This window comes from Komagataeibacter melaceti (assembly GCF_003403295.1).
GTDB classification, from domain to species: domain Bacteria; phylum Pseudomonadota; class Alphaproteobacteria; order Acetobacterales; family Acetobacteraceae; genus Komagataeibacter; species Komagataeibacter melaceti.
The window spans coordinates 13,654-37,005 of record NZ_QUWV01000070.1 but is presented as its reverse complement, the minus strand read 5'-3'; the positions used below and the strand labels follow the sequence as shown (position 1 = coordinate 37,005).

The 23,352-nt window shown below is 64.6% G+C and carries 24 protein-coding genes, 2 tRNA genes and 1 other RNA gene; 14 read left to right on the top strand and 13 right to left on the bottom strand.

The window, feature by feature from the left end; translation table 11 throughout:
- The first annotated feature begins 19 nt into the window (after nt 1-19).
- Nucleotides 20-574 (top strand): DsbA family protein, encoded by a 555-nt coding sequence (locus tag DY926_RS08900; RefSeq protein ID WP_116703039.1) that lies wholly within the window; start codon nt 20-22, stop codon nt 572-574.
- Nucleotides 575-629: 55 nt separating this feature from the next.
- On the opposite strand, the gene DY926_RS08895 is transcribed toward DY926_RS08900, so the two are convergent.
- The 3 genes from DY926_RS08895 to DY926_RS08885 all read right to left on the bottom strand — a co-directional run bounded on the left by DY926_RS08895 (nt 630) and on the right by DY926_RS08885 (nt 3,958).
- Entirely contained in the window at nt 630-1,523 is an 894-nt protein-coding gene (locus DY926_RS08895) for a diacylglycerol/lipid kinase family protein (protein WP_116703038.1), read from the bottom strand.
- A 123-nt stretch (nt 1,524-1,646) separates the two neighbouring features.
- Nucleotides 1,647-1,721: transfer RNA gene (locus tag DY926_RS08890), tRNA-Thr, on the bottom strand.
- Nucleotides 1,722-1,816: 95 nt separating this feature from the next.
- Nucleotides 1,817-3,958: an AsmA family protein gene (locus DY926_RS08885; RefSeq protein ID WP_116703037.1), complete on the bottom strand. Its 2,142-nt coding sequence runs from the start codon at nt 3,956-3,958 to the stop codon at nt 1,817-1,819.
- Nucleotides 3,959-4,147: 189 nt separating this feature from the next.
- On the opposite strand from DY926_RS08885, the gene ilvD reads away from it, so the two are divergent.
- A complete protein-coding gene (ilvD, locus tag DY926_RS08880; RefSeq protein WP_116703093.1) occupies nt 4,148-6,010 on the top strand; it encodes a dihydroxy-acid dehydratase in 1,863 nt (620 codons plus the stop codon).
- An 86-nt stretch (nt 6,011-6,096) separates the two neighbouring features.
- Here the strand turns inward: ilvD and DY926_RS08875 are convergent, their stop codons facing one another.
- Nucleotides 6,097-6,309 (bottom strand): hypothetical protein, encoded by a 213-nt coding sequence (locus DY926_RS08875; protein WP_116703092.1) that lies wholly within the window; start codon nt 6,307-6,309, stop codon nt 6,097-6,099.
- A gap of 474 nt (nt 6,310-6,783) precedes the next feature.
- On the opposite strand from DY926_RS08875, the gene DY926_RS08870 reads away from it, so the two are divergent.
- The 3 genes from DY926_RS08870 (at nt 6,784) to DY926_RS08855 (ending at nt 8,735) form a co-directional block, all read left to right on the top strand.
- The gene (locus DY926_RS08870; RefSeq protein WP_241503135.1) at nt 6,784-7,443 is read left to right on the top strand and encodes a hypothetical protein; all 660 of its coding nucleotides are present in this window, start codon (nt 6,784-6,786) and stop codon (nt 7,441-7,443) included.
- 139 nt (nt 7,444-7,582) lie between these two features.
- Nucleotides 7,583-8,422, top strand: a complete 840-nt coding sequence (locus tag DY926_RS08860; RefSeq protein WP_241503134.1) for a DNA/RNA non-specific endonuclease — start codon at nt 7,583-7,585, stop codon at nt 8,420-8,422.
- A gap of 28 nt (nt 8,423-8,450) precedes the next feature.
- On the top strand, nt 8,451-8,735 hold the full coding sequence (locus tag DY926_RS08855; protein ID WP_116703034.1) for a hypothetical protein: 285 nt from the start codon (nt 8,451-8,453) through the stop codon (nt 8,733-8,735).
- Between the two features lie 93 nt (nt 8,736-8,828).
- On the opposite strand, the gene rpsI is transcribed toward DY926_RS08855, so the two are convergent.
- Nucleotides 8,829-9,332 carry a 30S ribosomal protein S9 gene (gene rpsI, locus DY926_RS08850; RefSeq protein ID WP_102325205.1) on the bottom strand — a complete coding sequence of 168 codons (504 nt, stop codon included), beginning with the start codon at nt 9,330-9,332 and terminating at the stop codon, nt 8,829-8,831.
- 5 nt (nt 9,333-9,337) lie between these two features.
- Nucleotides 9,338-9,820: a 50S ribosomal protein L13 gene (rplM, locus tag DY926_RS08845; RefSeq protein WP_116703033.1), complete on the bottom strand. Its 483-nt coding sequence runs from the start codon at nt 9,818-9,820 to the stop codon at nt 9,338-9,340.
- 231 nt (nt 9,821-10,051) lie between these two features.
- On the opposite strand from rplM, the gene DY926_RS08840 reads away from it, so the two are divergent.
- On the top strand, nt 10,052-11,398 hold the full coding sequence (locus DY926_RS08840; protein WP_116703032.1) for a hypothetical protein: 1,347 nt from the start codon (nt 10,052-10,054) through the stop codon (nt 11,396-11,398).
- Nucleotides 11,398-12,258, top strand: coding sequence for an NAD(P)H-binding protein (locus DY926_RS08835; protein ID WP_116703031.1), 861 nt, complete (start codon nt 11,398-11,400; stop codon nt 12,256-12,258). The genes DY926_RS08840 and DY926_RS08835 overlap by 1 nt, the downstream gene beginning before the upstream one ends.
- 47 nt (nt 12,259-12,305) lie before the next feature.
- Here the strand turns inward: DY926_RS08835 and DY926_RS08830 are convergent.
- Nucleotides 12,306-12,381 (bottom strand) — tRNA-His (locus tag DY926_RS08830).
- Nucleotides 12,382-12,424: 43 nt separating this feature from the next.
- Nucleotides 12,425-13,630, bottom strand: a complete 1,206-nt coding sequence (locus tag DY926_RS08825) for an aminotransferase (protein ID WP_116703030.1) — start codon at nt 13,628-13,630, stop codon at nt 12,425-12,427.
- Nucleotides 13,631-13,780: 150 nt separating this feature from the next.
- On the opposite strand from DY926_RS08825, the gene DY926_RS08820 reads away from it, so the two are divergent.
- The 6 genes from DY926_RS08820 (at nt 13,781) to DY926_RS08795 (ending at nt 20,540) form a co-directional block, all read left to right on the top strand.
- Nucleotides 13,781-14,119, top strand: a complete 339-nt coding sequence (locus DY926_RS08820) for a P-II family nitrogen regulator (protein ID WP_116703029.1) — start codon at nt 13,781-13,783, stop codon at nt 14,117-14,119.
- Between the two features lie 123 nt (nt 14,120-14,242).
- Nucleotides 14,243-15,703 carry a type I glutamate--ammonia ligase gene (gene glnA, locus DY926_RS08815; RefSeq protein ID WP_116703028.1) on the top strand — a complete coding sequence of 487 codons (1,461 nt, stop codon included), beginning with the start codon at nt 14,243-14,245 and terminating at the stop codon, nt 15,701-15,703.
- 216 nt (nt 15,704-15,919) lie between these two features.
- Complete coding sequence (locus DY926_RS08810; protein ID WP_186336117.1) at nt 15,920-16,963, top strand: NAD(P)H-quinone oxidoreductase; 1,044 nt, start codon at nt 15,920-15,922, stop codon at nt 16,961-16,963.
- 11 nt (nt 16,964-16,974) lie between these two features.
- On the top strand, nt 16,975-17,766 hold the full coding sequence (locus tag DY926_RS08805; protein WP_116703027.1) for an alpha/beta fold hydrolase: 792 nt from the start codon (nt 16,975-16,977) through the stop codon (nt 17,764-17,766).
- A gap of 129 nt (nt 17,767-17,895) precedes the next feature.
- The gene (locus DY926_RS08800) at nt 17,896-19,059 is read left to right on the top strand and encodes an energy transducer TonB (protein ID WP_116703026.1); all 1,164 of its coding nucleotides are present in this window, start codon (nt 17,896-17,898) and stop codon (nt 19,057-19,059) included.
- A 26-nt stretch (nt 19,060-19,085) separates the two neighbouring features.
- The gene (locus DY926_RS08795; protein WP_116703025.1) at nt 19,086-20,540 is read left to right on the top strand and encodes an AMP nucleosidase; all 1,455 of its coding nucleotides are present in this window, start codon (nt 19,086-19,088) and stop codon (nt 20,538-20,540) included.
- A gap of 78 nt (nt 20,541-20,618) precedes the next feature.
- Here DY926_RS08795 and DY926_RS08790 read toward each other — a convergent pair whose 3' ends face one another.
- The 5 genes from DY926_RS08790 to DY926_RS08770 form a co-directional block, all read right to left on the bottom strand.
- Nucleotides 20,619-21,434, bottom strand: coding sequence for a TIGR00282 family metallophosphoesterase (locus tag DY926_RS08790; protein ID WP_116703024.1), 816 nt, complete (start codon nt 21,432-21,434; stop codon nt 20,619-20,621).
- 14 nt (nt 21,435-21,448) lie between these two features.
- Nucleotides 21,449-22,060 carry a 5-formyltetrahydrofolate cyclo-ligase gene (locus DY926_RS08785; protein WP_116703023.1) on the bottom strand — a complete coding sequence of 204 codons (612 nt, stop codon included), beginning with the start codon at nt 22,058-22,060 and terminating at the stop codon, nt 21,449-21,451.
- Between the two features lie 10 nt (nt 22,061-22,070).
- Nucleotides 22,071-22,229: non-coding RNA, 6S RNA (gene ssrS, locus DY926_RS08780), on the bottom strand.
- 9 nt (nt 22,230-22,238) lie between these two features.
- On the bottom strand, nt 22,239-22,580 hold the full coding sequence (locus DY926_RS08775; RefSeq protein WP_116703022.1) for a cell division protein ZapA: 342 nt from the start codon (nt 22,578-22,580) through the stop codon (nt 22,239-22,241).
- A 4-nt stretch (nt 22,581-22,584) separates the two neighbouring features.
- Entirely contained in the window at nt 22,585-22,851 is a 267-nt protein-coding gene (locus DY926_RS08770) for a hypothetical protein (protein WP_116703089.1), read from the bottom strand.
- 56 nt (nt 22,852-22,907) lie between these two features.
- Here DY926_RS08770 and DY926_RS08765 point away from each other — a divergent pair, with 56 nt between their 5' ends.
- The gene (locus DY926_RS08765) at nt 22,908-23,327 is read left to right on the top strand and encodes a hypothetical protein (RefSeq protein ID WP_116703021.1); all 420 of its coding nucleotides are present in this window, start codon (nt 22,908-22,910) and stop codon (nt 23,325-23,327) included.
- Nucleotides 23,328-23,352: the final 25 nt, after the last annotated feature.

The window sequence follows — 23,352 nt, the reverse complement described above, 5'->3', positions numbered from 1 at the left end:
TGAGGAAGGAACCGCAAACATGTCCACTCCCCTGCATCCCGACCCGCTTGAATGGGGGCATGGCCCCAAGGTTCTGGACGTTTTTGTCGAACCCACCTGCCCCTTTTCCGTCCGCGCCTTCAACAAGCTGTGGGATCTGCTCGCCAGCGTCGGGGAGGACCGGATCACGATCAGGGTCCGCCTGCATTCCCAGCCATGGCACATGTTTTCCGGCGTGATTGTCCGGTGCATCCTGGCGGCCTCCACGCTGGAGGGCGGCAGGGAAACCGCCCGCGCCGTCATGACCGCTATTGGCGCGCACCGGGAGGAATTCGAGTTTACCGATCACTGCTCCGGCCCGAACATGGACGCCACACCCAACGACATCATCCGCCGGATTGAAAAATATAGTGGTGTCGCCCTGGCCGATGCCTTCGCGGTGCCCGAACTGCAGAAGGCCATCAAATGGCAGTGCAAGTATTCCCGCCAGAACGGGATTCACGTCTCCCCCACCTTCATGGTCGATGGCCTGATTGACCCGGCCATGAGCAGTGGCGACACCGTCGAGGCATGGGAAAAGCATCTGTTCGGGTAAAAACCCGATCATCTCCCCGGTGGTGGCACACCCGCTTCCACCGGGGATAGGCGCATCAGATGCCACTCCGATCAGTCGCGACTGCAATACGCAGGGGATGGTCGGCTATGTCGATGCGCACCGGCGTAAAGCCGCGTGCATCGCCATCCCCCTGCACAGGCAGGGCGGCGGGCGAGGAAATTTCAATCACCCGTGCCTGCACGATGGTCACATCCCGCAGGCGGCCCAGATTGCCGCGCAACAGGGCAAGCCCGGCACGCACCGTCGCCCCGATCCCGGCGGAATGGAACAGCACGACGGAAAAGAGACGCTCCGCCTGCATGGACTGCGGGGCCAGCACATATTTCCCGGCATAGAGCGCGCCCTTCGATACAATGACCGAGGCCGCTTCATATGCCGCGCCGTCCACCGTTACAGTCATGGGGGGGAAACGGTATTGCCGCAATGCGCCCAGCATGCTCGCAACATACGCCATGCGCCCGACCGCGCGTTTCAGGCGAAGGGAGACATGGTGGACCACATGGGCATCAAACCCGACCCCCACCATCTGCACGAAAAGCCCTTCCCCCGCGCTGGAGCGCAGGCGCCCCGGCCATACGCGCCTGCTGCCGCCTGCCGTGATGATACGCGCGACCCGCGCCACATCGAACGGCAGCCCAAGCTCACGCGCCAGCACATTGGCCGTTCCCAGCGGCAGGATGGCCAGCACGATGTCTGCCCCGGCCATGCCCTGCGCCACTTCGGCAATGGTGCCGTCTCCCCCCGCCGCCACGATATGCGTGCAGCCGGGCGTCCGCGCCGCCATACGGGCCAGCATGGTGGCATGGCCGCTGTATTGTGTGTGACCGATCTCGACATGCAGCCCGGCCTGCCGCAGGTATTGTGCAAGATGGGCCACCCGCTCAAGCCGGTGCCCCCCGGCATGCGGGTTTACAACAATAAAGATCATTACCTGTTTATTCTGATACCATAAGCAGGTCACGACCAAGGGCCGGTCGTCATATGCCGGGAAGGAAGGACGGAAACCGTCCACCCGGCATGCCCGCAATGCCATGTTCTGAAATAGGATGGATGGTGCCGGGTGAGGGATTTGAACCCCCGGCCTTCGGTTTACAAAACCGCTGCACTACCACTGTGCTAACCCGGCCTGACGGCAGAACGGTCCCCATGCGGGGAGGTTCCAGTCACGTCTGTCCTCCTTTTTGCCGAAATGGCCTGCACGGTCAAGCAGGGATTCGCCCTTTAGCGCCCGTCCATCCGGCGTGCCCAGACGGAGCGGATGTAATCACGCTCCGCCCGGCTCAGGCCACGATAATCCCCGTCTTTTCCCGCCTGCCGGTCGGAGGCCGCACCCGTATGCGCGCCACGCTGGCCCGCATGCTGGCCCGGCTGGCGGGCATGGGGGGCGATACCTGCTGCGGGATTCGCCTCGACCTCACGCAGCGCGCTGGCGCAGGAGGATTTCTCCCCCACCCCGGCCTCGATCGTGGGCAGCAGCCCGACCGGGGAGAAGACAAAGCCCGTCAGCACGGACGCCACGGCCCGGCCGATCACCTCCGCCCCCGGCGTGATGCGCGGATGCTTGAGCGGCCCCGTGATGTAGAGCGGGCCCGGCAGTGACGCGATGGCGAAATGGCGTGAACGCGACAGGAGGGCATAGTCGATGGTGTTGTTGCTGAAGCTCACATCCCCCTTGCCAACGGTGCGCGTATCCCCCGTTTCCAGCAGCATGGTGTGGGTGTGGAACACCCCCTCCTGCAGCGGCATGTCCACAATCAGGCATTTCAGGTCGGTACGGGCGGGCAGGCCAAGGACGGACAGCAGCGCCTTGCCGAACTCAAGGCCGACAAGGTCGGGCAGGATGGCGGAAATATCCCCGCCTTCATCCAGCGCCATGGTCACGCCACCATTGCCGCTGCCCACGATCTCGGCCAGGGACTGGCCGTGGCCATGGATCATGATATGGCCGCCAATGGTGCCCTGCCCGTGATAGTTGCCCAACGCCTTCATCAGGCGGGCAAGGTCGATCTCCTCCATGTCGATGCGGATGCGCGCATTGACCCCGTTCCCCTCGGGCACGAAGGTTCCGCTACTGGCAAGCCTGCCGCTCCCCACCCCGAAGTTCAGGCGGTGGACATCAATGGCGCCATCGCGCACATCGAGCAGCACGTCGATATTATCCAGCGGGGTGTGCTGGTTCTCGATGTGGTCGCCATGATAGACCAGATGGACATTGGTCGCCCGCAGCCGCGGCAGGCTGATGGGCGATGTGGGCAGGACCGCGCCGCTGGCCTCATGCGCCTTCTGCTCGGCCGCCTGCTGCGCGGTGGACGGGTGCTCGCCAGGTGTCGCCCCGAAGAAACCGCCCAGATCGGCCAGATCGACATGGCGGGAATGCAGGTCCGTATCCACGAACGTCACGGCCTGATGCGGGTCGATGCGCAGCGTGCCCCCCAGGTCGCTGGAGCCGACCGTACCCTCGAAATCATGGAAGCGGATACGCTGGTCCACATAATCCAGACTGCCCGCCACGTGGTAGGGCGGTGTCTGTGGAATGACCACGCCCGTCAGCGGATAGAGCAGCGACATGTCCGGCCCCGCCAGCGTCAGCTTCAGCCGCGCGCCGCTGAAGGAGAGCGGGTCATCCACCGACCCCACCAGCGTCAGTTGCGTGGGGCCATGATGCACCACCACGTCAATCGGGTAAGGCTGCGCGCGGTCCATGAGCGAAACCAGCGCCCCGCCCGAGAAATGCCCCGTAATCGCCTGCCCGGTATAGGTGCCGCGCAGGTCCGCCACGATGCGGGGGTCGGCATTGTCCTGCGCGGGGGTGGTGTGTACCTCGGCGCGCATGTCGCTTTTCAGGCGCGCATGCACCAGGTGCAGATGGCCATCAGTAATCGTCAGTTCACCGATCTGTGGCACGCTGGCGGTGCCATCGGTTTTGCCCTGGGTGGGAAAATGATAATTCGCCTGCCCATCGCGGCGGGCATCCAGTTCCACTGTCGGCCTGTCCAGCGCGATGACCGGCAGTTCCAGCCTGCCCCCCAGCAGGTGCCACAGGTTGACGCCTATCGTCAGGTGGTCCGCCGTGGCGAAGGGTGGCAGGTTGTCAAAGCCCTCCGGCTCGTCAATCCGCACGTCATCGGCGGTGATGCGGGTGATCCGGCCGGGCTGGACATGCAGGTGCGCAAGCGTGACCTTTCGGCCCAGCGCGGCACCTGCCCTGTGTTCCACCAGCGGAATGAACCAGTCCCATGACCAGAAGATGACAAGCGCCAGCACCCCGGCTGCCAGCACGCCCGTGACCGGAAAATACAACTGTTCCAGCAGGCCGGCGGTCTGCGCGTTCTGCTGGCGGTTTTCACGGTCCGGTTCGGACATGCTGTGCACGCTCCTTGTGCATGGAAAAAAAAGTATCAGATAAACGGGTGGTCCCAGCCGGAGTTGCGGCCACCCGCCCACCGCCCCGTGCGACCGGCGGCAGCTTGGGGCTGGCGCGTGGCCCGCGTGTCCTGTATGCGGTCAGGCAGCTTCAATCCCTTTATCATACCTGATCGTGAGGTCACCGTCATGCCTGCCTATCGTTCCCGCACTACGACACATGGCCGCAACATGGCCGGTGCGCGCAGCCTGTGGCGTGCAACCGGTATGCAGGATGGTGATTTTGGCAAGCCGATCATCGCCATCGCCAACTCCTTCACGCAGTTCGTGCCCGGGCATGTCCACCTCAAGGATCTGGGGCAGCTCGTGGCCGGTGCGGTGGCCGAAGCCGGTGGCGTGGGGCGTGAGTTCAACACCATCGCGGTGGATGACGGCATCGCCATGGGCCATGGCGGCATGCTGTACAGTCTGCCGTCGCGCGAACTGATCGCCGATGCGGTGGAATACATGGTCAATGCGCACTGCGCCGATGCGCTGGTGTGCATAAGCAACTGCGACAAGATCACGCCCGGCATGCTCATGGCGGCGATGCGGCTGAACATCCCGACCATCTTCGTCTCCGGCGGGCCGATGGAAGCGGGCAAGGTGCTGAACGACGGCACCGAGCAGCAGGTTGATCTCATCACCTCCATGGTGGCGGCGGCCAACCCGGATGTGAGCGATGAGCAGTCGAACCGGATCGAACGCTCCGCCTGCCCCACCTGCGGGTCGTGCTCGGGCATGTTCACCGCCAATTCCATGAACTGCCTGACCGAGGCGCTGGGCCTTGCCCTGCCCGGCAATGGCAGCCTTGTCGCCACCCATGCCGACCGGCGCGAACTGTTCATGCGCGCGGGCCGCGACATCGTGGCCCTTGCCCGCCGCTGGTACGAAAACGACGACGCCACCGCCCTGCCGCGCGGCATCGCCAGCAAGGCCGCGTTTGAAAACGCCATGTCGGTCGATATCGCCATGGGCGGCTCCACCAACACGGTGCTGCACCTGCTGGCGGCGGCGCATGAAGGCGGCGTACACTTCACCATGGCGGATATCGACCGCCTGTCCCACAAGGTGCCGAACCTGTGCAAGGTCTCGCCCTCGCGCATGGATATCCATATGGAGGACGTGCATCGCGCCGGTGGCATTCCCGCCATCATGGGGGAACTGGCGCGCATGGGCCTGCTGCATGGCGACGTGCCCAGCGTGCACGCCCCCACGCTGACGCAGGCGCTGGAGAAGTGGGACATCAGCGCTCCCACGGTGGATGAGGCGGCACGGACCTTCTTCCGCGCGGCCCCCGGCGGGGTGCGGACCACGCAGGCCTTCTCCCAGTCCAGCCGCTACAAGGCGCTTGATACCGACCGCGCGCAGGGTGCGATCCGTGACCAGGAACATGCCTATAGCCGTGACGGCGGGCTTGCGGTGCTGTTCGGCAACCTGGCGGAGGACGGGGCCATCGTCAAAACCGCCGGTGTCGCGGCGAACCTGCTGACCTTCAGCGGTCCCGCGCGCATTTTCGAAAGTCAGGACGCCGCCGTATCCGCCATCCTGAACAACCACATCGTGCCCGGCGATGTGGTCGTGATCCGTTACGAAGGCCCCAAGGGCGGCCCCGGCATGCAGGAAATGCTGTATCCGACCAGCTACCTGAAATCCAAGGGACTGGCCGAGAAATGCGCCCTGATTACCGATGGCCGCTTTTCGGGCGGGAGTTCGGGCCTGTCGATCGGCCATATCTCGCCCGAGGCGGCGGAAGGCGGGATCATCGGGCTGCTGGAGGAAGGCGACACCATCGAGATCGACATCCCCAACCGCGTCCTGCGCACCACGGTCACTGATGCCGAACTGGCCGCGCGCCGCGACCGGATGGAAGAACGTGGCGACCGCGCCTGGCAGCCGGACCGTGAGCGCACGGTTTCCGTGGCATTGCAGGCCTATAGCGCCCTGACCACCAGCGCAGCCCGCGGTGCGGTGCGTGATGTCAGCCAGCTTGGCCGCCGCACCAGCCGCTGACACGACCGGCCCGGCCGGTAGCAGATACGCAACGCCCCGGCGGGAACGGGTTCCCGCCGGGGCGTTCTGCGTTCAGGCCCATGGTGTTACACCCGCGCCGGGCGGCGATCCTGCTGCCCCTTCAGGCGGAAGGCGCGGGTTACATGCGCCCGCAGCACCGCCAGATCCGGCAGGATGACGTTATGGAGGGAGCGGACACTATCATGCGCGGCATAAAAGCGCAGTGATGTGGCGATGCCGGTAATGATGGCGGCCCCCACGAACACACCATCCACTTCTATGATTTTTGAATCGAACATGACTTCCTGCCCTGAGCTGCCGTTTTTTCCCGGCATGTGGCATGCCCCCCTTTCATGGGGGCACCATTTGACCAATTTATGGCATGATTTTTGCTATATTCGTGCCATGACCGCGCCAACGCGACAGAAGCCATGGAAGTTGCCGACCCCGCGCACAGTAGTGCAAAAAAAACAGGCCACCATATTCCCTCTCCTGACACGACTGGCGCGCTGGCATACAGCATCACGCCATCCATGATCTTTCCAGACGGGGAGACACAAAGGCCGTTATTATGGCATTTTCATGATCGGATGCCGCTTATCCGGGTCGATACTGAAACAATACATCATGACCCGGTTGCAGGCGGGTGTATTATTTAATTATATGTCCACCACACGCGGCAGGGCAGTCATGCCCCTGCCCCCCGTGACAGAAGCAGGGTAAAAGCGTTTTCTTTCCCTTACGCAACCAACCGACAGACCCGGTGCCGCCCCTTGATCAGCCTGACATATTTCTCCCACCCCGCACTCCGGCACGGGCTGTGCCGCGCCATTGCGGGTGGCCTGCCGCTCGTGCTTGTGGTGCTGGGCGGCCTGCCCCACACGGCCCATGCCGCACCCACCTATCCCGCGCCGATCGTGGCCGGTGACAGCACGGCCCATGCATGGGGCATCACGACCCGCTTTGCCCAGACCACGCCATGCCGGGTGGAGATCACGCTCAATCAGGCCGTATTCATGGCCCATATACCGGAAATGATTCAGGCAGGCATTTTCAACGCGCAGGTCACGCCCGCCCTGCAGCAGCAGGCCCCGCATTACCTGATGAACACATTGCAGACCGATGTGACGCCCGGCTTCGTCCATACGCTGTTTACCCAGCGCAATGCGCCCGCAAGCTGCCATTTCGCATGGTCCTACACCGCGCCCGATGGCACTGCGCACCCCATGCTGGGCTTTGACATGACCCGGCAGGCTCATGACCGGATCGACTGGGACCACCTGCGCTTTGGCGACCTGGTGATGATGGGCGTAAAGCCCACGATGGACCGCGAATTCGACGTGCTGGTCAATGAGGAAACCATGGACGTGACCATCGCCCTGTCCAAAAATCAGGACGAGGCCGACCTGCCCCCGCCCACCGGGTCGAAATAGCCCTGACCCCGCCTGCCTGAGCGGGATAAATGACAGGCAATCTTTCCCTGCCAGCGGGTGTTGTGGGCATGCAGGCTTGTGGCGCGTAGCCCCTCCCCTGCGCCGGTCGATGCCCCATGGATGAAAGCCCGCTTTCCCGATGACGCCACAGCCCATATCCCGCCTGTCCGGCCGGATCATCCAGACCCTTGCCTGCCTGCTGATCATGGCCAGCAGCGTGGCCGCACGAGCGGCGGAGTGCCCCGGCTTCGGGGCCGTGGGCCAGTTGCCCACGCTCGATAGCGCACAACTGGCATCCCAGACACAGCTTTTATGTAACGCGCGGTTCGCCGTGCTTCATTCCGGCATTGCGCACGAGCCGCTATGGGCCGCTGAACATCTGGATACGGCCATGGTCCGGGCCGCCATGGACACCCCGCGACAGGGGGACTTCCACCCCGATTCCCGCATTCCCGCCACCCTGCGCGCGGAACTGGAAGATTATGTCCGCTCCGGCTTTGACCGTGGGCACATGGCACCATCGGGCGACATGCCGGACCCGCAGGCGCAGGAGGAAAGTTTCGCCCTGTCCAACATCGTGCCCCAGCGCGCGGAACTGAACCGTGGCAGGTGGGCCGACATCGAATCCGCCGTGCGCAGGCTGGCCCTGCGGGAGGGGGAACTCTATGTCGTGACCGGCCCGGCCTTCCATACACGCAGCATCAGGGCAATAGGACAGGACCGGGTGTTTGTTCCCACCTCCACATGGAAAGCGGTCTATGATCCGCGCAGGCGGCAGACGGGGGTGTATGTCTGCCACAACACGCGCAATCCCGGCTGCAGCCATGTCAGCGTGGCCCTGCTGACCCATGTAACAGGGGTTGATCCCTTTCCCGCCCTGCCCGCGGCCATGAAACAGGTCTGCATGACCCTGCCCTTTGGCCGCGTGCACGCAACGCACCGCAAGCGGCATCCACGCCATGCTGTCTCACTGTGGTAGGATAGGCGTTAGTTGAGGAGGCATGACCATGACAGCCCAGCACCCCCCATCCGGCACGGATACCGCCCTCGTTCCCTTTGCCGATAACAGCGCCAGCCGCACCATTGGCGGCATGACGGTGGAAAACGGGACGGACAGCATCGCCTTTTACGGCCAGACGGACCTGGCGCGCGACAGCACCGGGCTAGAGCGCGCGCGCGCATTGCTGGCGTTCTTCCAGCAGGTGGTCACCACGCTTGAAGCCCAGAAAGACCTGCCGCGCAGCCTGCCCACGTGCAAGGCCGCACGGGTGCCCAACCCCTTTGCCCGATAGCAGGGGCCTGATGCACAACAGGGCCGGTCCCTTGCGGAACCGACCCTGTTGAAAAACCTGTAACCCGCCGCAAACACGGCGGGAAAAGCAGGATCAGCGCTTGCTGAACTGGAAGGAACGACGAGCCTTGGCGCGGCCGTACTTCTTACGTTCAACAACACGCGAATCGCGCGTCAGGAAGCCGGCAGCCTTCAGGATGCTGCGCAGCGCGGGTTCGTAATGCGTCAGCGCGCGGCTGATGCCATGACGGACCGCACCGGCCTGACCCGACAGACCACCACCGACGACGGTGCAGTACACGTCGAACTGGTTGTAGCGGTCAGCAACCAGGAACGGCTGCGTGATCAGCATGCGCAGAACCGGGCGTGCGAAATAGGTGCCGACCGGACGGCCATTGACGATGATGTCGCCCTTGCCCGGCTTGATCCACACGCGGGCAACCGCGTCCTTACGGCGACCCGTGGCGTAGGAACGGCCCTGCGCGTCGCGCTTGGCTTCGTAAACGGGGGCGGCTTCCTGCGAGGAGACGACCTGACCGGAGGCAACCGCGTCCTTCAGATCGGCCAGCGTGCCTGTACGCTCTTGTGTTTCGGACATGATGTTCAGGCCCCGACGTTCTGATTGGTGACGGCGTTCTTGCGGTTCATTGATGCAACATCAAGAACCTGCGGCTTCTGCCCGTCATGCGGGTGTTCGCTGCCGGCATAGACGTACAGGTGCTTCATCTGCGCGCGCTGCAGCGGGCCACGGGTGATCATGCGCTCAACCGCCTTGCGCACCACGTCACCGGGGTTCTTGCCGGTCAGGCGCTGGGTGATCGTGCGTTCCTTGATCCCGCCGGGATAGCCGGTGTGGTAATGGAACAGCTTCTGGTCCACCTTGTTGCCGGTCAGACGGATCTTCTCGGCGTTGATGACGACGATGTTGTCGCCGCAATCAACATGCGGGGTGAACTGGGGCTTGTGCTTGCCGCGCAGGCGCTGGGCGATGATCGCCGCCAGCCGGCCCAGAACGAGGCCTTCGGCGTCGATCAGGGTCCAGCCACGCGTCACCTCTGCGGGTTTCAGCGAGGGTGTGGTCTTCATGGATTCAGTGTTCCGTCCAGATAAGGTAGTGGTAACGGGTGGCGCGTTATCATCCCTCCATGGCGCAAACGTCAAGTGCATAATGCCGGGAGGCGGCATTTTTCCGGCAAAAAATGGCATGTGGTATCATAATACCGCCATCTTTCCGGCCCAACCTTCCCCACTGGCGATTGCCGAGGGGGTGCGGAATGGGATAGCACTCGCCTCAGGCTCATTACGGATGTCAGGCTCGTGAAGAAACTCTACCCCGCCATTCCCCTGCTTGTGCTTGTGCTGCTTGTCGGCGGCTGGGGGGTGCATCATTTTTCCGAGCGCAGGCTTGAAGCCGGCATTGCCGACTTCCGCGCCTCCCTTGGGCATGACGCCACCTTCAGCTACGCCACGGCCCGCCCCCGCACGCTGGCGCGCGGGGCACACTTTACTGCCGTGACATACCACAACCCGGCCATGACACTTACGGCGGCGGATGTGCGGCTGGGCGGCCTGACCGGCAACAACGTGCAGGGCGAGAAGATCGGCAGCCTTGTACTGCGTGATGTAAAGGTCATGACACCGGACAGCACGATTTCGCTGGACCGGGTGGCGCTGACCAACCTCGTGCTGCCCAACACCGCGCGCGCCGCAGCCGACATGGCCCGCCCGCTGGGCTTCGATTCCCTGGTGCTGGACCGGGCCACGCTGTCCAACATGCACCTGGCCATCCCGCGCAGCCAGACCGACATTACGGTCGGGCGCATGGTGGTGGGGCAGTACGGATCGGGCCGGTCCTCCAACCTTGATGTCGAGCGGCTGGCGACCCAGATCAACCTTGCCCCCACGCGCCGCCTGTCGGTCGAGCACATCCGGCTCGACGGGCCGGATTTCGCGGGCGAGGTGGCAAGCCTGCTTCAGTCGGGCCACCTGATCCATGAAAGCCATGCCCAGACCATGGACCTGAAGAAGGTGGAGATCGACAGCACGCACCCCATGCTCCAGATCGACCACGTAGCCACATCGCGTTCCTCCACCGAGACGGAGGATAAGATGGACACAACCCTGACCAACCTGACGATCTGGTCCACCGGGTCTGACAACCCGTCCATCCTCAATGCCTTCGGCTACGACCATTTCACCGGCAACATCCACGCCAACAGCACCAGCGACCGCAGCGCGGGCCGCATCCATCTGGAACCGCTGACAGTCAGCGCGCCGGACATGGGCAACCTGAGCATGGTGGCCGAGCTGGACCAGATCCCCTTTGACGACATGTCCATCATCCCCGAGACTGCCCGCATCGTCTCCGCCGCCCTGACATGGGAAGACCATTCACTGGCGGACCACGTGCTGGCCGGGCTAGCCAAGAGCCGTGACATGGATGTGGATACCTACAGGCAGAACCTGCTGGCCTCGCTCACCAACTCCGGTGACGACTCGATGCGCGCGATGGGCCGCTTCCTCCAGTCCCCATCCGACCACCCGCTGCAGGTCGCGCTGCGCCCGATGAAGCCGGTCAACCTCATGATGCTGGGGATCGCCCTGTCCATGGCGGGTGACCCGTCGGTCGCAGCCCCTCTGGGCCTGACCATCTCGACACCCTGATGCCCGATAGCGGGCCGGTGCATGTCATCGGCGCGACCGGCCGGTCGGGGCTGGCGCTATGTCGCGCACTGGCCGGACAGGGCCGGAGCTTCGTTCCGGTCGTGCGTGACCTTGCACGCTGGCAGGCCACGGGCATAACTGCACCTGCCCGCCGGGCTGATCTGGAATCTGATCCCACCACCCTGCGCGCCGCACTGGCCGATGCCACATCGGTCGTGCTGACCGCCCATGCCCGCCACCTGCCCGCCGTGCTGGCGGCCGCCCCCGCGCATGCCCGGATCGTGGCGCTGGGCAGCACGCGCATCTTCACCCGCTGGCCCGACGCCCATGCCCGGGGCGTGCTGCATGGTGCACAGGCCTTCGCCCGGTCCGACCGGGATGGCGTGCTGCTTCACCCCACAATGATTTATGGCGCCACGGGCGAGGATAATGTGCAGCGCCTTGCCGCCCTCATGCAGCGCCTGCCGGTGCTGCCGCTGCCGCGTGGCGGGCGGGCGCGCGTGCAGCCCATATGGCAGGGTGATGTCACCCGCGCCCTGATCGCGGCCCTGAACCGCCCATGGGCGGGGCCGCACAGTCTGGTCATCGCCGGGCGGGATCAGGTCACCTACCGTGATTTCACGCGCATGGTGGCACGGGCTGCGGGACTCCGCCCCCGGCGCGTGCTGCCGGTACCGGGAACAGTGCTGATCGCCCTGTCACGCCTGCGCCTGCCGGGGTTGCCACGCATAACACCGCCCGAGGTCAGGCGGCTGCTGGAAGACAAGATTTTCGATATCGCGCCCATGCGCGCGCAGCTCGGCTTTCAGCCGCGACCACTTGAGGACGGGTTGGCCCTTACATTCCCGCAACCGGCATGAGCCGGTGGGGCATGTAAAACATATTCATTATTTCTAGGAAACTAGAGTGGGGCGAACGACGGGGCTCGAACCCGCGACATCCAAGACCACAACCTGGCGCTCTACCAACTGAGCTACGTCCGCCACAACTGGCCCGTGATTTAGAGAAACCACGGGCAGCCGTCAATTACCCTTTTCGAATTTCTGCAACATTTCCTTCGCAAAGCCGCTCACGCACCGTCTGCAGCCTCTGGATGGCCGACGCGATCACCCCGGTCTTCTTGCAAAATGCAAAGCGCACGTAGCTGTCGGGTATGTTCTGGCCACGCGGGTCATAGAAAGCCGAGACCGGAATCGCGGCGACTCCCCCATCGCGCACCATCTGCTGGCAGAACGCGACATCCCCCCCACGGAAACCCAGCGGCGTGATGTCGGCAATCAGGAAGTAACTGCCATCGCACGGCAGCACGTCGAATCCGGCGCGCACCAGTCCCTCGGCCAGCCAGTCCCGCGCCGAGCGCATGCCCTCGGCCAGCCGCTCGAAATAGGCGGTGTCCTTGTCGAGCCCGAGCGCCACCGCGCGCTGCAGGTTGGGGGCGACGGTAAAGGTCAGGAGCTGGTGCGCCTTGGCCACCAGGTCGGCCAGCGGGGCCGGGGCGGTCACGTAGCCCACCTTCCACCCCGTCATGGAAAAGCTCTTGCCCGCGCTGCCAATGCGGATCGTGCGTTCACGCATGCCCGGCAGTGCCATGAGCGGCTGGTGGCGCACGGGGGCGAAGGTCAGGTGCTCGTAAACCTCGTCACACACGGCATAGGCGTCATGGCGCGCCAGCAGCCCGGCAATGAACTCAAGTTCGTCACGGGTGAAGACCTTGCCCGTCGGGTTCATGGGCGTGTTGAGCAGGACGGCCTTGGTGCGCGGGCTGAAGGCTGCCGCCAGGGTGGCACGCGGCAGGTCCCAGTGCGGCGGGGCCAGGCGCACGGTGCGCACCACCGCGCCCAGCATTTCCAGCACCGGCAGGTAGGTGTCGTACAGGGGCTCGAACACCACCACCTCATCACCGCGGTTGACCAGCGCCATGAGCGAGGCCGTGATGGCCTCCGTCGCCCCGCATGTCACCACGACCTCGCGGTTGGGATCGACCGAAATGCCGTAGAACCGTGCATTGGACCGCGCCACGGCGCGGCGCAGTTCGGGCACGCCCGTAAGCGGCGGGTACTGGTTGCGCCCGTCGCGCAGCGCGGCGGCGGCAGCTTCCACCAGGTCAACCGGACCTTCGGTATCCGGGAACCCCTGACCGAGGTTGATCGCGCCATGTTCCGCCGCCAGCGCGGACATGACGGAAAAAATGGTGGTAGGCAGCCCCGAAAGCATGGAGTTCGTCGGTTTCATCGTGGCATCCTGTCGTACGGGCGTGTGAGCGCGCGTGTGCGCTTTTTTGCCATATCATCCGATTGCCTGAAATCCAAAGCCGTGCAACCCTGTCGCCGCCAGATAAACGGCGCGCAGGCGCACCACAGGACGGAAGACTGACACAGCGGCATGAAAAAGATCGAAGCCATCATCAAGCCCTTCAAGCTCGACGAGGTGAAAGATGCCCTGCATGAGATCGGCCTGATGGGCATCACCGTGATCGAGGCCAAGGGCTTCGGCCGCCAGAAGGGGCAGACGGAACTCTATCGGGGTGCCGAATACATCATCGATTTCCTGCCCAAGGTTAAGCTCGAGATCGTATGCCCGGACGACATGACCGAGCGTGCGATCGAAGCAATCATGACCGCCGCCCGGACCGGGCGCATCGGGGATGGCAAGATATTCGTCACTCCCGTGTCGGACGTGATCCGCATCCGGACGGGGGAACGGGGGGTCGACGCCATCTGAGCCGCTCCATCCGGACATTGATGCCATGTATCTAGGCTATCGACAGCAGCCATACGTTTCCGTAACCATAACCGCCGCGCCGCATGGAACGGCACACTAGTAGTCAGGACAGGTAAATTTAACATGGCAAAAAAAGCACAGGCTTCTGCCACGGTCTCGGCACCGTCGCATTCCGCTGAAGCCATCGCGAAGGTTTTTGAAATCATCAAGGAAAACGCGGTCGAGATGGTTGACCTGCGTTTCACCGATCCGCGTGGCAAGTGGCACCACACCACCCAGTACGTCACCACGATCGAGGAAGACACCTTCCGCGAAGGGTTCATGTTTGACGGCTCCTCCATCGCGGGGTGGAAAGCCATCAACGAAAGCGACATGATCCTGCTGCCTGACCCGACAACGGCGGTCATGGACCCGTTCTCCGCCAAGCCGCAGCTTATCCTGGTCTGTGACATCGTGGAGCCCTCCACCGGGCAGTTCTACAACCGCGACCCGCGCGCCACCGCCAAGCTGGCCGAGCAGTACCTGAAGTCCACCGGCCTGGGCGACACCGCCTTCTTCGGCCCGGAAGCCGAATTCTTCATCTTTGACAGCGTGCGCTTCGGCACCGGCCCGAACTTCGGCACCTACGAGCTGGAAAGCGTTGAAGGCCCGGGCGCGTCGCTCAAGGACTACCCCGAAGGCAACATGGGCCACCGCCCCGGCGTGAAGGGCGGCTACTTCCCCGTCGCTCCCGTGGACAGCGAAGGCGACCTGCGCGCCGAAATGCTGACCACCATGGGCGAGATGGGCCTGCCGATCGAGAAGCATCACCACGAAGTCGCACAGTCGCAGCATGAGCTGGGCACGAAGTTCGCGACGCTGGTGAAGGCGGCCGACTTCATGCAGATCTACAAGTACTGCGTGCACAACGTCGCCCATTCCTATGGCAAGACGGCCACGTTCATGCCGAAGCCGATCTATGGCGACAACGGCTCGGGCATGCATGTGCACCAGTCCATCTGGCGCGATGGCAAGCCCACATTCGGCGGCAACGGCTATGCCGACCTGTCGGATGAGGCGCTGTACTACATCGGCGGCATCATCAAGCACGCCAAGGCGCTCAACGCCTTCACCAACCCGTCCACCAATTCCTACAAGCGCCTGATCCCGGGCTTTGAAGCGCCCGTGCTGCTGGCCTACTCGGCCCGTAACCGTTCTGCTTCGTGCCGCATCCCCTACGCGACCAGCCCGAAGGCGAAGCGCGTCGAGGTCCGCTTCCCCGATCCGACGGCCAACCCCTACCTTGCGTTCGCCGCCATGCTCATGGCCGGTCTGGACGGCATCAAGAACAAGATCCATCCGGGCGACGCCATGGACAAGGACCTGTACGACCTGCCGCCGGAAGAGCTGAAGCAGATCCCGACCGTTGCGGGTTCCCTGCGTGAAGCCCTGACCGCGCTGGAAGCTGATCACGAGTTCCTGCTGGCCGGTGGCGTGTTCACCAAGGACCAGATCGAGAGCTACTGTGAAATCAAGTGGCAGGATGTGTACAAGTTCGAACACACCCCGCATCCGGCCGAGTTCGAGATGTACTACTCCGTCTGATTTCCTTTCCCTTACGGGTCAGGATACGCAGCGAAGCGCCGGGACCAGCAGGTCCCGGCGCTTTTTTCATGCCTGGTGCGCGGGCACGCGACTCCGCGCGCAACTGGCGGAAAAGGCACACGTTTGCCTGATCTCCCCTCCGCCCCGCCGTTTCGGTCGCCATATCACCTACACCTCGGCGCGTACATGCCGCATGCTACCCCCAGGAGGACAGACATGACCCAGCACGTTCCCGACACCATGCAGGCCGTCACCACCACGGCACCCGGCGGCCCCGATTCCCTCATCATCTCCACCGTACCGGTACCGCAGCCCGCGGCAGGGGAAGTGCTGGTCCGGGTCATGGCGGCAGGCATCAACCGCCCCGACATCATGCAGCGCCAGGGGCTGTACCCGCCACCGCCGGGGGCCAGCCCGTTAATGGGGCTGGAAGTGGCGGGCGAAGTCGTGGCCCGTGGCGCGGGCCTGACGGCGGATGACTTCCCGGCAGTGGGCGCGCGGGTGTGTGCGCTGGTCAATGGCGGGGGATACGCGCAGTACTGCACCGTGCCCGCCGGGCAGTGCCTGCCATGGCCGGCCGGTTTTGATGCGGTTCATGCCGCTGCCCTGCCGGAGACGTTCTTTACCGTCTGGTCCAACCTGTTCATGACGGCGGGTCTGAAACCGGGGGAGCGCGTGCTGGTCCATGGCGGCACCAGCGGCATTGGCACCGTCGCCATCCAGCTAGTGCGCGCGCTGGGCGGCACGGTGTACGCCACCGCCGGAACGGATGAAAAATGCGCGCTGTGCACGGCACTTGGCGCCAGTGCGGCGATCAATTACCGCACCGAGGATTTTCCGCAGCGCATAAAGGAACTGACCGATGGCGGCGGCGTAAATGTCATACTGGACATGGTTGGCGCATCGTATCTGGAGGGCAACCTGCGTTCACTCGCGCCGGAAGGGCGTCTGGTCATCATCGCGCTACAGGGCGGGGCAAAGGCCGATGGCGTCAATCTGGCCCGCATCATGACCCGCAGGCTGGTCGTGACCGGCACCACGCTGCGCCCGCGTGACAGTGCGTACAAGGCGGAAATCGCCCGGCAGCTTGAAGCCCGCGTCTGGCCCCTGCTGGCCCGCCGGGCCATCCGCCCGCTCATCCACGCCACGTTCCCCTTTGCGCGGGTTGCCGATGCCCATAAACTCATGGAAAACGGGTCACATATGGGGAAAATCATGCTCGACCTCCAGCAGCAGGCCAGCGGCATGACAGGGCGATAGGAACGGATCTGGTGCTACTGAACGTCATCGAGCGTGGGCCTGAGGAAACCGGGCCGGATACGGATGCCCGCCCGCCGGTTGTCCTGCTGCACGGCCTGTTCGGCCGGGCGCGCAATCTGGGCTTTTTCCAGCGTCGCCTGGCCCGCACGCGGCGCACGCTGGCGGTGGACCTGCGCAACCATGGCGACAGCCCGCACGGGCTTATGGACTACAACGCCATGGCCGCCGACCTGCTGGAAACGCTGGGCCACCACAATGCCCTGCCTGCCACGCTGGTCGGCCATTCCATGGGGGGCAAGGTCGCCATGACGCTGGCGCTGACCCGGCCGGGCATGGTGCATAGCCTGCTGGTGGCCGACATCCCGCCCGCGCGCACCGGCCATGGGCAGTTCGGGCTGGGTGAGCAGATGCTGCGCGTCTCGTTTCCCCCCTACCTGAACCGCGCGGGGGCGGACACGCTGCTCCAGCACTACATTCCCAACACCGATGTCCGGGCGCTGATGCTCCAGAACATCCGTATCGGGGAAAATCCCGGCTGGACCATAGGGCTGCGCGAGATCGTGGAGTCCATGTCCAACGTGGAAAGCTGGCCCTACATGCCTGAAGGCTATACCTATCCCGGCCCGACGCTGTTCCTGGCGGGAGAGAATTCGCCCTATATCCGGCCCGAGCATTATGCCATCATGCGCAGGCTGTTTCCGTGCTACCGGCTGGAACTGATCGAACGGGCGGGACACTGGCTGCATGTCGAAAATCCACAGAGATTTGCGCAATTACTGGAAAACTTCACCGAAAGTTACTGAACGGCCTTCCGTTACATATCCGGTCCTTGACAGCCCCCCCCCCTGCGTCAGTTATGCTGGCGATATAACAGGGCGGGCGGACGCGCGGCCCCCACAACAGACCAGCATGGCGGAGACCCGTAGCCTTTCATGACGGCGACACTCAGTCCCTCCTCCCGGTGGCGCAACGCCGTGGAGCCCGTACTGATCCCACATGGCACGGGCGTGACAGGCACCCAGCCGGTTTCCGACGCGCGCGAACATTTCCAGCCGCCCGAGCGCGAGCGTCTGCTGCCCGGCGTGGTCGTGCCGCGGCCGGAGGGCTACCGCAAGCTACGCCCCATGCTGTCGGGCCTGATCCGCCCCGACACGGTGGAAACGCCCGGCCCGGGACGCAGCATCGCCATATCGGGGCTGGTGCATGCGGTCCTGCTGGCGGTCATCCTGGTCGAATCCGCCCATCACCGCCAGCATGGCTCACCCGAGGCGATGCAGTCGGAGCCGCAGGTGGAAATGGTGTTCTCGCCGCCTACCTCCAGCGGGTTGCAGGGCCAGTCCTCGCCCGACATGGCGGGGGGCGAGAACGCGCGCCACCCGCAGCAGGACACGCAGCGTGAGCCGACCGCGCAGGAGAAGAACCCCAACCAGCCCCAGAACAGCGAGGATTCATCGCCCTCGGCCAACAGCCCGAGCGCGCAGACCCCCTCCGCCCCGCCACTGGGCGAGGCACCATCCGACCTGTCGGTGCCGCAGTCACAGCAGCAGGACCAGTTCAATCCCGCCATGCAGACCTCGGGCCACGGGCAGCACGCGGCCCAGCAGTCGCACAGCCCGTCATCACCCAACGCCTATGCGGCCCTCCAGCACCCGATGAACTGGTCCTTCTCCGCCTCGCCCCTGCCGCGCCGTGACCGGCATGGACGCGCGGGCGGCACGGGGGGGCCGATCGACCTGTCGCTTGGGCCGGTGGTCAGCAATGGCAAGATCAACGCGCCCTATTCCTCCTCCACCCAGATCAAGGGCGTGAGCGACGATTACGGCAATGAACTCGACCGCTGGATCCGCAGCCACATGTACTACCCCGAGGAAGCCGCCCGCGCGGGTGAGGAAGGGCCATCCTCGGTGCATGTGGAACTCGACCGCGAGGGACATGTCACCAAGGTCCGCCTGACCGGGCAGTCCGGCTCCTATTACCTTGATGCGGCGACGGTGGGCATGTTCCGCAACGCCCAGCTCCCGCCCGTGCCGCCGGACATGCAGGGTGATACATTCCCCATTGACCTGACCATCAACTACATCCTCATCCGCCGCTAGGCGGGACAGACACAGCGAGATGACGCATGGACACAGCCAGATTACTGCAACAGGCGGGGCGTGATTTCCGTGCATTCGACAATGCCGACGCCGCCGTGGCCCGGATTGCCGAACTGTACGACCGCGCCGCAACCCGTATCCGCCATGCCTTCAGCACGCGCGACACGACGGGGCTGGCTGATGCGACCTATCCCTACCTGGCCTTCATCCCCAACGCGCCGCTGCCGCCCGATGGCCCGCGCCCGCCATTTGATGTGGTGCTCGAACCCGGCTTCTACGGTACGACACTGACGCGCCCCGCCCTGTTTGCCGATTACTGGCGCGAACAGATCACGAGCCTGCTGCACCATTACAAGACCCCGGTCATGGTCGGGATGTCGCACCAGCCGATACCGCTGTCCTATGTGATGGAGGAAGCCGTCACCTCCTTGACGGAGGCGGACCTTGTGTGGATACAGTCGCATTTCGCGCTGCCGGACCTGCATGTCACGGACGATTCGATCGCCAACTGCGACTATATCCCCCGCCCCGATACCCCCCGGCCACTGGCGCTGTTCACCGCCGCACGCACCGATTATTCACTGGCGCGCCTGCATCACTACACCGGCACCGCGCCACGCCATTTCCAGCGCTTCATCCTGCTGACCAATTACCAGCGCTATGTTGATGCATTCCGTGAATACGGGCATGCGCAGGTCGATAGCGGCACGGAATACACGGCCTTTGTCGAGCCGGGCGAGATCATCCATACGCGCGAGGCCCCGCACGCCAGCGCCCATGCGGGCCACAGCCTGCCGCAGATGCCCGCCTACCACCTGTGCCGCCCCGATGGCGATGGCATCACGCTCATCAACATCGGCGTGGGGCCTGCCAACGCCAAGACGATCACGGACCACCTGGCGGTGCTGCGCCCGCATTGCTGGCTCATGGTCGGGCACTGCGCGGGCCTGCGCCGCAGCCAGAAGCTGGGGGATTACGTACTGGCCCATGGCTACCTGCGTGATGACCATGTGCTCGATGACGACCTGCCGCCATGGGTGCCCATTCCCCCCATTGCGGAAGTACAGGTCGCGCTGCAGGACGTGACGGCCCGCGTGACCGGCCTGCATGATGCCGAGGTCAAGACCCGCCTGCGCACCGGCACGGTCATGACAACGGACAACCGTAACTGGGAACTGCGGCTCAACGCGCTGTTCACCCGCATCAACACATCCCGCGCCATTGCGGTGGACATGGAATCGGCCACCATCGCGGCCAACGGGTTCCGCTTCCGCGTACCCTACGGCACGCTGCTGTGCGTATCGGACAAGCCGCTGCATGGGGAACTGAAGCTGCGCGGCATGGCCAACGCCTTCTATCGCGAGCGGGTGCGCCAGCATCTGGTGGTGGGCATCGAGACCATGCAGCAGTTGCGCGCACAGGGCGTGGACCGGCTGCATTCACGCAAGCTGCGCGGGTTTGACGAACCCGCCTTCCGGTAGATCCGGAATAAAGAACAGTCTCGGGGCGCCACCTTTTTCAAAAAGGTGGCGCTTCCTGAAGCTTTCCGCTGAATAGCCTCAGAAATCCGGCATGGTCGGCGCCAGGTGCCCGCCCTGCCGCAGCGGGGCCATGCGGCGGGCAAGGCCGGTGGCGTCATCGGTTTCCACCATCATGCCCGCGATGCTGGCCTCGCCCTCGGCTGGCTGCAGGCGGTCACCGGGCATCTTGCGCACGAAACGCGCAATGGCCGCGTCCTTGCCCATGCCGATCACACTGTCATAATCACCGCACATGCCCGCATCGGTCTGGAAAGCCGTGCCGCCGGACAGGATGCGATGGTCCGCCGTGGGCGTATGGGTATGGGTTCCGATCACCAGCGAGACCCGGCCATCGAGATAATGGCCCATGGCCCATTTCTCGCTCGTGGCCTCGGCATGCACATCCACGATGGCGGCGTGCACCGTCACCCCCAGCCGGTGGCGGGAGAGGATATCGGTCATTGCACGGAACGGGTCATCCATCGCATCCATGAACTGGCGGCCCATGACATTGGCCACCAGCACCTTGCGCCCATCGACCAGTTCCACCACCACGCTCCCCTGCCCCGGCGTTCCGGGCGGATAGTTGGCGGGGCGGATGATGCGTGGTTCGCTGCCGATATGGCCGATCAGATCGCGGCGGTCCCAGCTATGGTTGCCCAGCGTGATCACGTCCACGCCCGCATCCAGCAGGTCACGCCCGATGGCGGGCGACAGGCCGAAGCCGTGGCTTGCATTCTCGCCATTCACCACCACGCAATCGAGCGCCAGTTCACGCCGCAGCGCCGGCATGCGGGAAATCACGGCCTCGCGCCCGACCCGGCCCACGATGTCACCCAGAAACAGTATTCTCAAGAAAACAGCCTTTTTTACCGTGTCCGCCCGTCACCACGACACCGGATCCATTCACGTTCGGTCACGATCGCAGGCAACGCCACGTCATACCGGCCGGTGGGGATGCATGTCACTTCCTGAAAGGACAGGCCAAACCCCACGGCGCGCGCGCCACGCAGTGCGGCCAGCGTACGATCATAATAACCCCCACCATATCCCAACCGCATGCCGCGCCTGTCAAACGCAAGCAGCGGCACGCACACGACATCGGGCCGCACGGGGGGGCCTTCGGGGTGGCATGTGCCATAGCGCCCGGTCTGGATGACACATTCGGGCTGCCACAGGCGGAATGTAAGGGGATGGCCCTTTGGCGTGGTTTCAGGCAGGGCGACGCACAGCCCGTCGGCATGGAGGGCCTGCATCACGGGGCGCAGGTCGATCTCGCCCGGCAGGGGCCAGACGAGGGAAATGCAGTCACCCGCCCCCACCATGGCGCGCAGCCCCCGCACCATGCGGCGGCGCAGGCTGTCTTCCACCATGGCGCGCGTGGCGCTGGCGGCAAAAGCCTGCCGCCGCCGTGTCATTTCATCGCGCAGCGCCTGCTTGGCGCGGGCGATGGGCCATGATCCGGGCTGGGATAACGTCATGAAACCATAATACGGAGCCGCCGTGGCCGTTGGTCGGATCAGCCCTCCCGGACCTGCTGACGCAGGTGGGCGCCAGATAACGTGACCACGATCACGACAGTGCCAGCTCCCTAGGAAGTGCTTATCGGCCCAGGGGTTGAATCATGCCTGACGCACCCGGCAGCCCCGCCCCTTCATTCTACTCATCTTCCATGGCGGCCGCAATGTTTTCCGCACGTTCGACCAGATGGGCAAGCTGCTCGCGCCGCCGCTCGTTCTCGATGCGCGCCTGCTTGCCCAGCGCAAGCTGGTGGGCGGTGTCGGACGACATTTTTTCCGCCGTCAGGTCATGGATTTCATCGGCCATGAGCAGGGCGGCAAGGGCGAGCAGCCGCCCCTCCCCGCTATGGCCGCCCAGCGCGTGAATACGCTCGATCCGGCGCTCGACCTCCTGCGCCATGGCCTGGAGATGTTTCTCCTGCCCTTCCTTGCACCCCACGGCATAGGAAAAGCCGTTGATGCGCACCGTCACCTGGCTCATGGGCCTATTCCTCCCCGCCGGTCAGTTCTTCTTCCTCGCCCAGCACGTCGCGCACGCGGGCGATCAGGGCGTCGATATTGGCGGCAAGCGCATGAACATCCACATCCGGCGTGGACGGGCGCGCCACGGACGCCAGCTCCGCGCGGCGGTCAAGAGCAAAGGCAATACGGTTCAACGCCAGTTCCAGACGGTCGGCCGGGTGCTGCCCGGTCTGGGGCGGAGCGTCTGCCGCTTCCTGTTCCGATGGCACGATAATGTCAGACACGTTCATCCTTTCCCGCATTCCTCCCCTTGAACTGATCGCGCGGTGCGGTTTCAACGTCAAGCATGATCGACAAACATGACCATTCTGTGCCGCATCCCGCCCATATCGTCATTGCCAGCGCACATGACCTGGCGCTGGTCATGGCGGTGCCGGAGGCCATACGCATGGGCTGCACCGTGGTTTCGCCCCCCGGCGCCGGCTGTTTCATGGGGGCGGCATGGTGGGTTGCCCTGACGGCGGACTGCCCCCTGCCCGGCCTGCTGGATTGCGGGCAGGCGGCCGGTTACGCGGCGGCGGCGCTGCATGCGGGCGTGCGGGGCATTATTGTCGCGGCACCTGACCCACAGCATCATGCGCTCGCATCACTGGCGCAGGGCATGGGCGCGCGGGTGCTGCGCCAGCGCCCGCGCGCGCTGGAACTGCCCGTGCGCGGGGCGCGTGATGTGCTGGACAGGTACCTGCGCACCCGCCACGTATCGTAACGACACGGGGGGTCAGGCCCCATGC

What these genes read in the sequence shown, in the direction of transcription:
- DY926_RS08900 (WP_116703039.1), top strand. Translation starts at nt 20, where the DNA reads ATGTCCACTCCCCTGCATCCCGACCCGCTTGAATGGGGGCATGGCCCC.
- DY926_RS08895 (WP_116703038.1), bottom strand. Translation starts at nt 1,523, where the DNA reads ATGATCTTTATTGTTGTAAACCCGCATGCCGGGGGGCACCGGCTTGAG.
- DY926_RS08885 (WP_116703037.1), bottom strand. Translation starts at nt 3,958, where the DNA reads ATGTCCGAACCGGACCGTGAAAACCGCCAGCAGAACGCGCAGACCGCC.
- ilvD (WP_116703093.1), top strand. Translation starts at nt 4,148, where the DNA reads ATGCCTGCCTATCGTTCCCGCACTACGACACATGGCCGCAACATGGCC.
- DY926_RS08875 (WP_116703092.1), bottom strand. Translation starts at nt 6,309, where the DNA reads ATGTTCGATTCAAAAATCATAGAAGTGGATGGTGTGTTCGTGGGGGCC.
- DY926_RS08860 (WP_241503134.1), top strand. Translation starts at nt 7,583, where the DNA reads ATGACGCCACAGCCCATATCCCGCCTGTCCGGCCGGATCATCCAGACC.
- DY926_RS08855 (WP_116703034.1), top strand. Translation starts at nt 8,451, where the DNA reads ATGACAGCCCAGCACCCCCCATCCGGCACGGATACCGCCCTCGTTCCC.
- rpsI (WP_102325205.1), bottom strand. Translation starts at nt 9,332, where the DNA reads ATGTCCGAAACACAAGAGCGTACAGGCACGCTGGCCGATCTGAAGGAC.
- rplM (WP_116703033.1), bottom strand. Translation starts at nt 9,820, where the DNA reads ATGAAGACCACACCCTCGCTGAAACCCGCAGAGGTGACGCGTGGCTGG.
- DY926_RS08835 (WP_116703031.1), top strand. Translation starts at nt 11,398, where the DNA reads ATGCCCGATAGCGGGCCGGTGCATGTCATCGGCGCGACCGGCCGGTCG.
- DY926_RS08825 (WP_116703030.1), bottom strand. Translation starts at nt 13,630, where the DNA reads ATGAAACCGACGAACTCCATGCTTTCGGGGCTGCCTACCACCATTTTT.
- DY926_RS08820 (WP_116703029.1), top strand. Translation starts at nt 13,781, where the DNA reads ATGAAAAAGATCGAAGCCATCATCAAGCCCTTCAAGCTCGACGAGGTG.
- glnA (WP_116703028.1), top strand. Translation starts at nt 14,243, where the DNA reads ATGGCAAAAAAAGCACAGGCTTCTGCCACGGTCTCGGCACCGTCGCAT.
- DY926_RS08810 (WP_186336117.1), top strand. Translation starts at nt 15,920, where the DNA reads ATGACCCAGCACGTTCCCGACACCATGCAGGCCGTCACCACCACGGCA.
- DY926_RS08800 (WP_116703026.1), top strand. Translation starts at nt 17,896, where the DNA reads ATGACGGCGACACTCAGTCCCTCCTCCCGGTGGCGCAACGCCGTGGAG.
- DY926_RS08795 (WP_116703025.1), top strand. Translation starts at nt 19,086, where the DNA reads ATGGACACAGCCAGATTACTGCAACAGGCGGGGCGTGATTTCCGTGCA.
- DY926_RS08785 (WP_116703023.1), bottom strand. Translation starts at nt 22,060, where the DNA reads ATGACGTTATCCCAGCCCGGATCATGGCCCATCGCCCGCGCCAAGCAG.
- DY926_RS08775 (WP_116703022.1), bottom strand. Translation starts at nt 22,580, where the DNA reads ATGAGCCAGGTGACGGTGCGCATCAACGGCTTTTCCTATGCCGTGGGG.
- DY926_RS08770 (WP_116703089.1), bottom strand. Translation starts at nt 22,851, where the DNA reads ATGAACGTGTCTGACATTATCGTGCCATCGGAACAGGAAGCGGCAGAC.
- DY926_RS08765 (WP_116703021.1), top strand. Translation starts at nt 22,908, where the DNA reads ATGATCGACAAACATGACCATTCTGTGCCGCATCCCGCCCATATCGTC.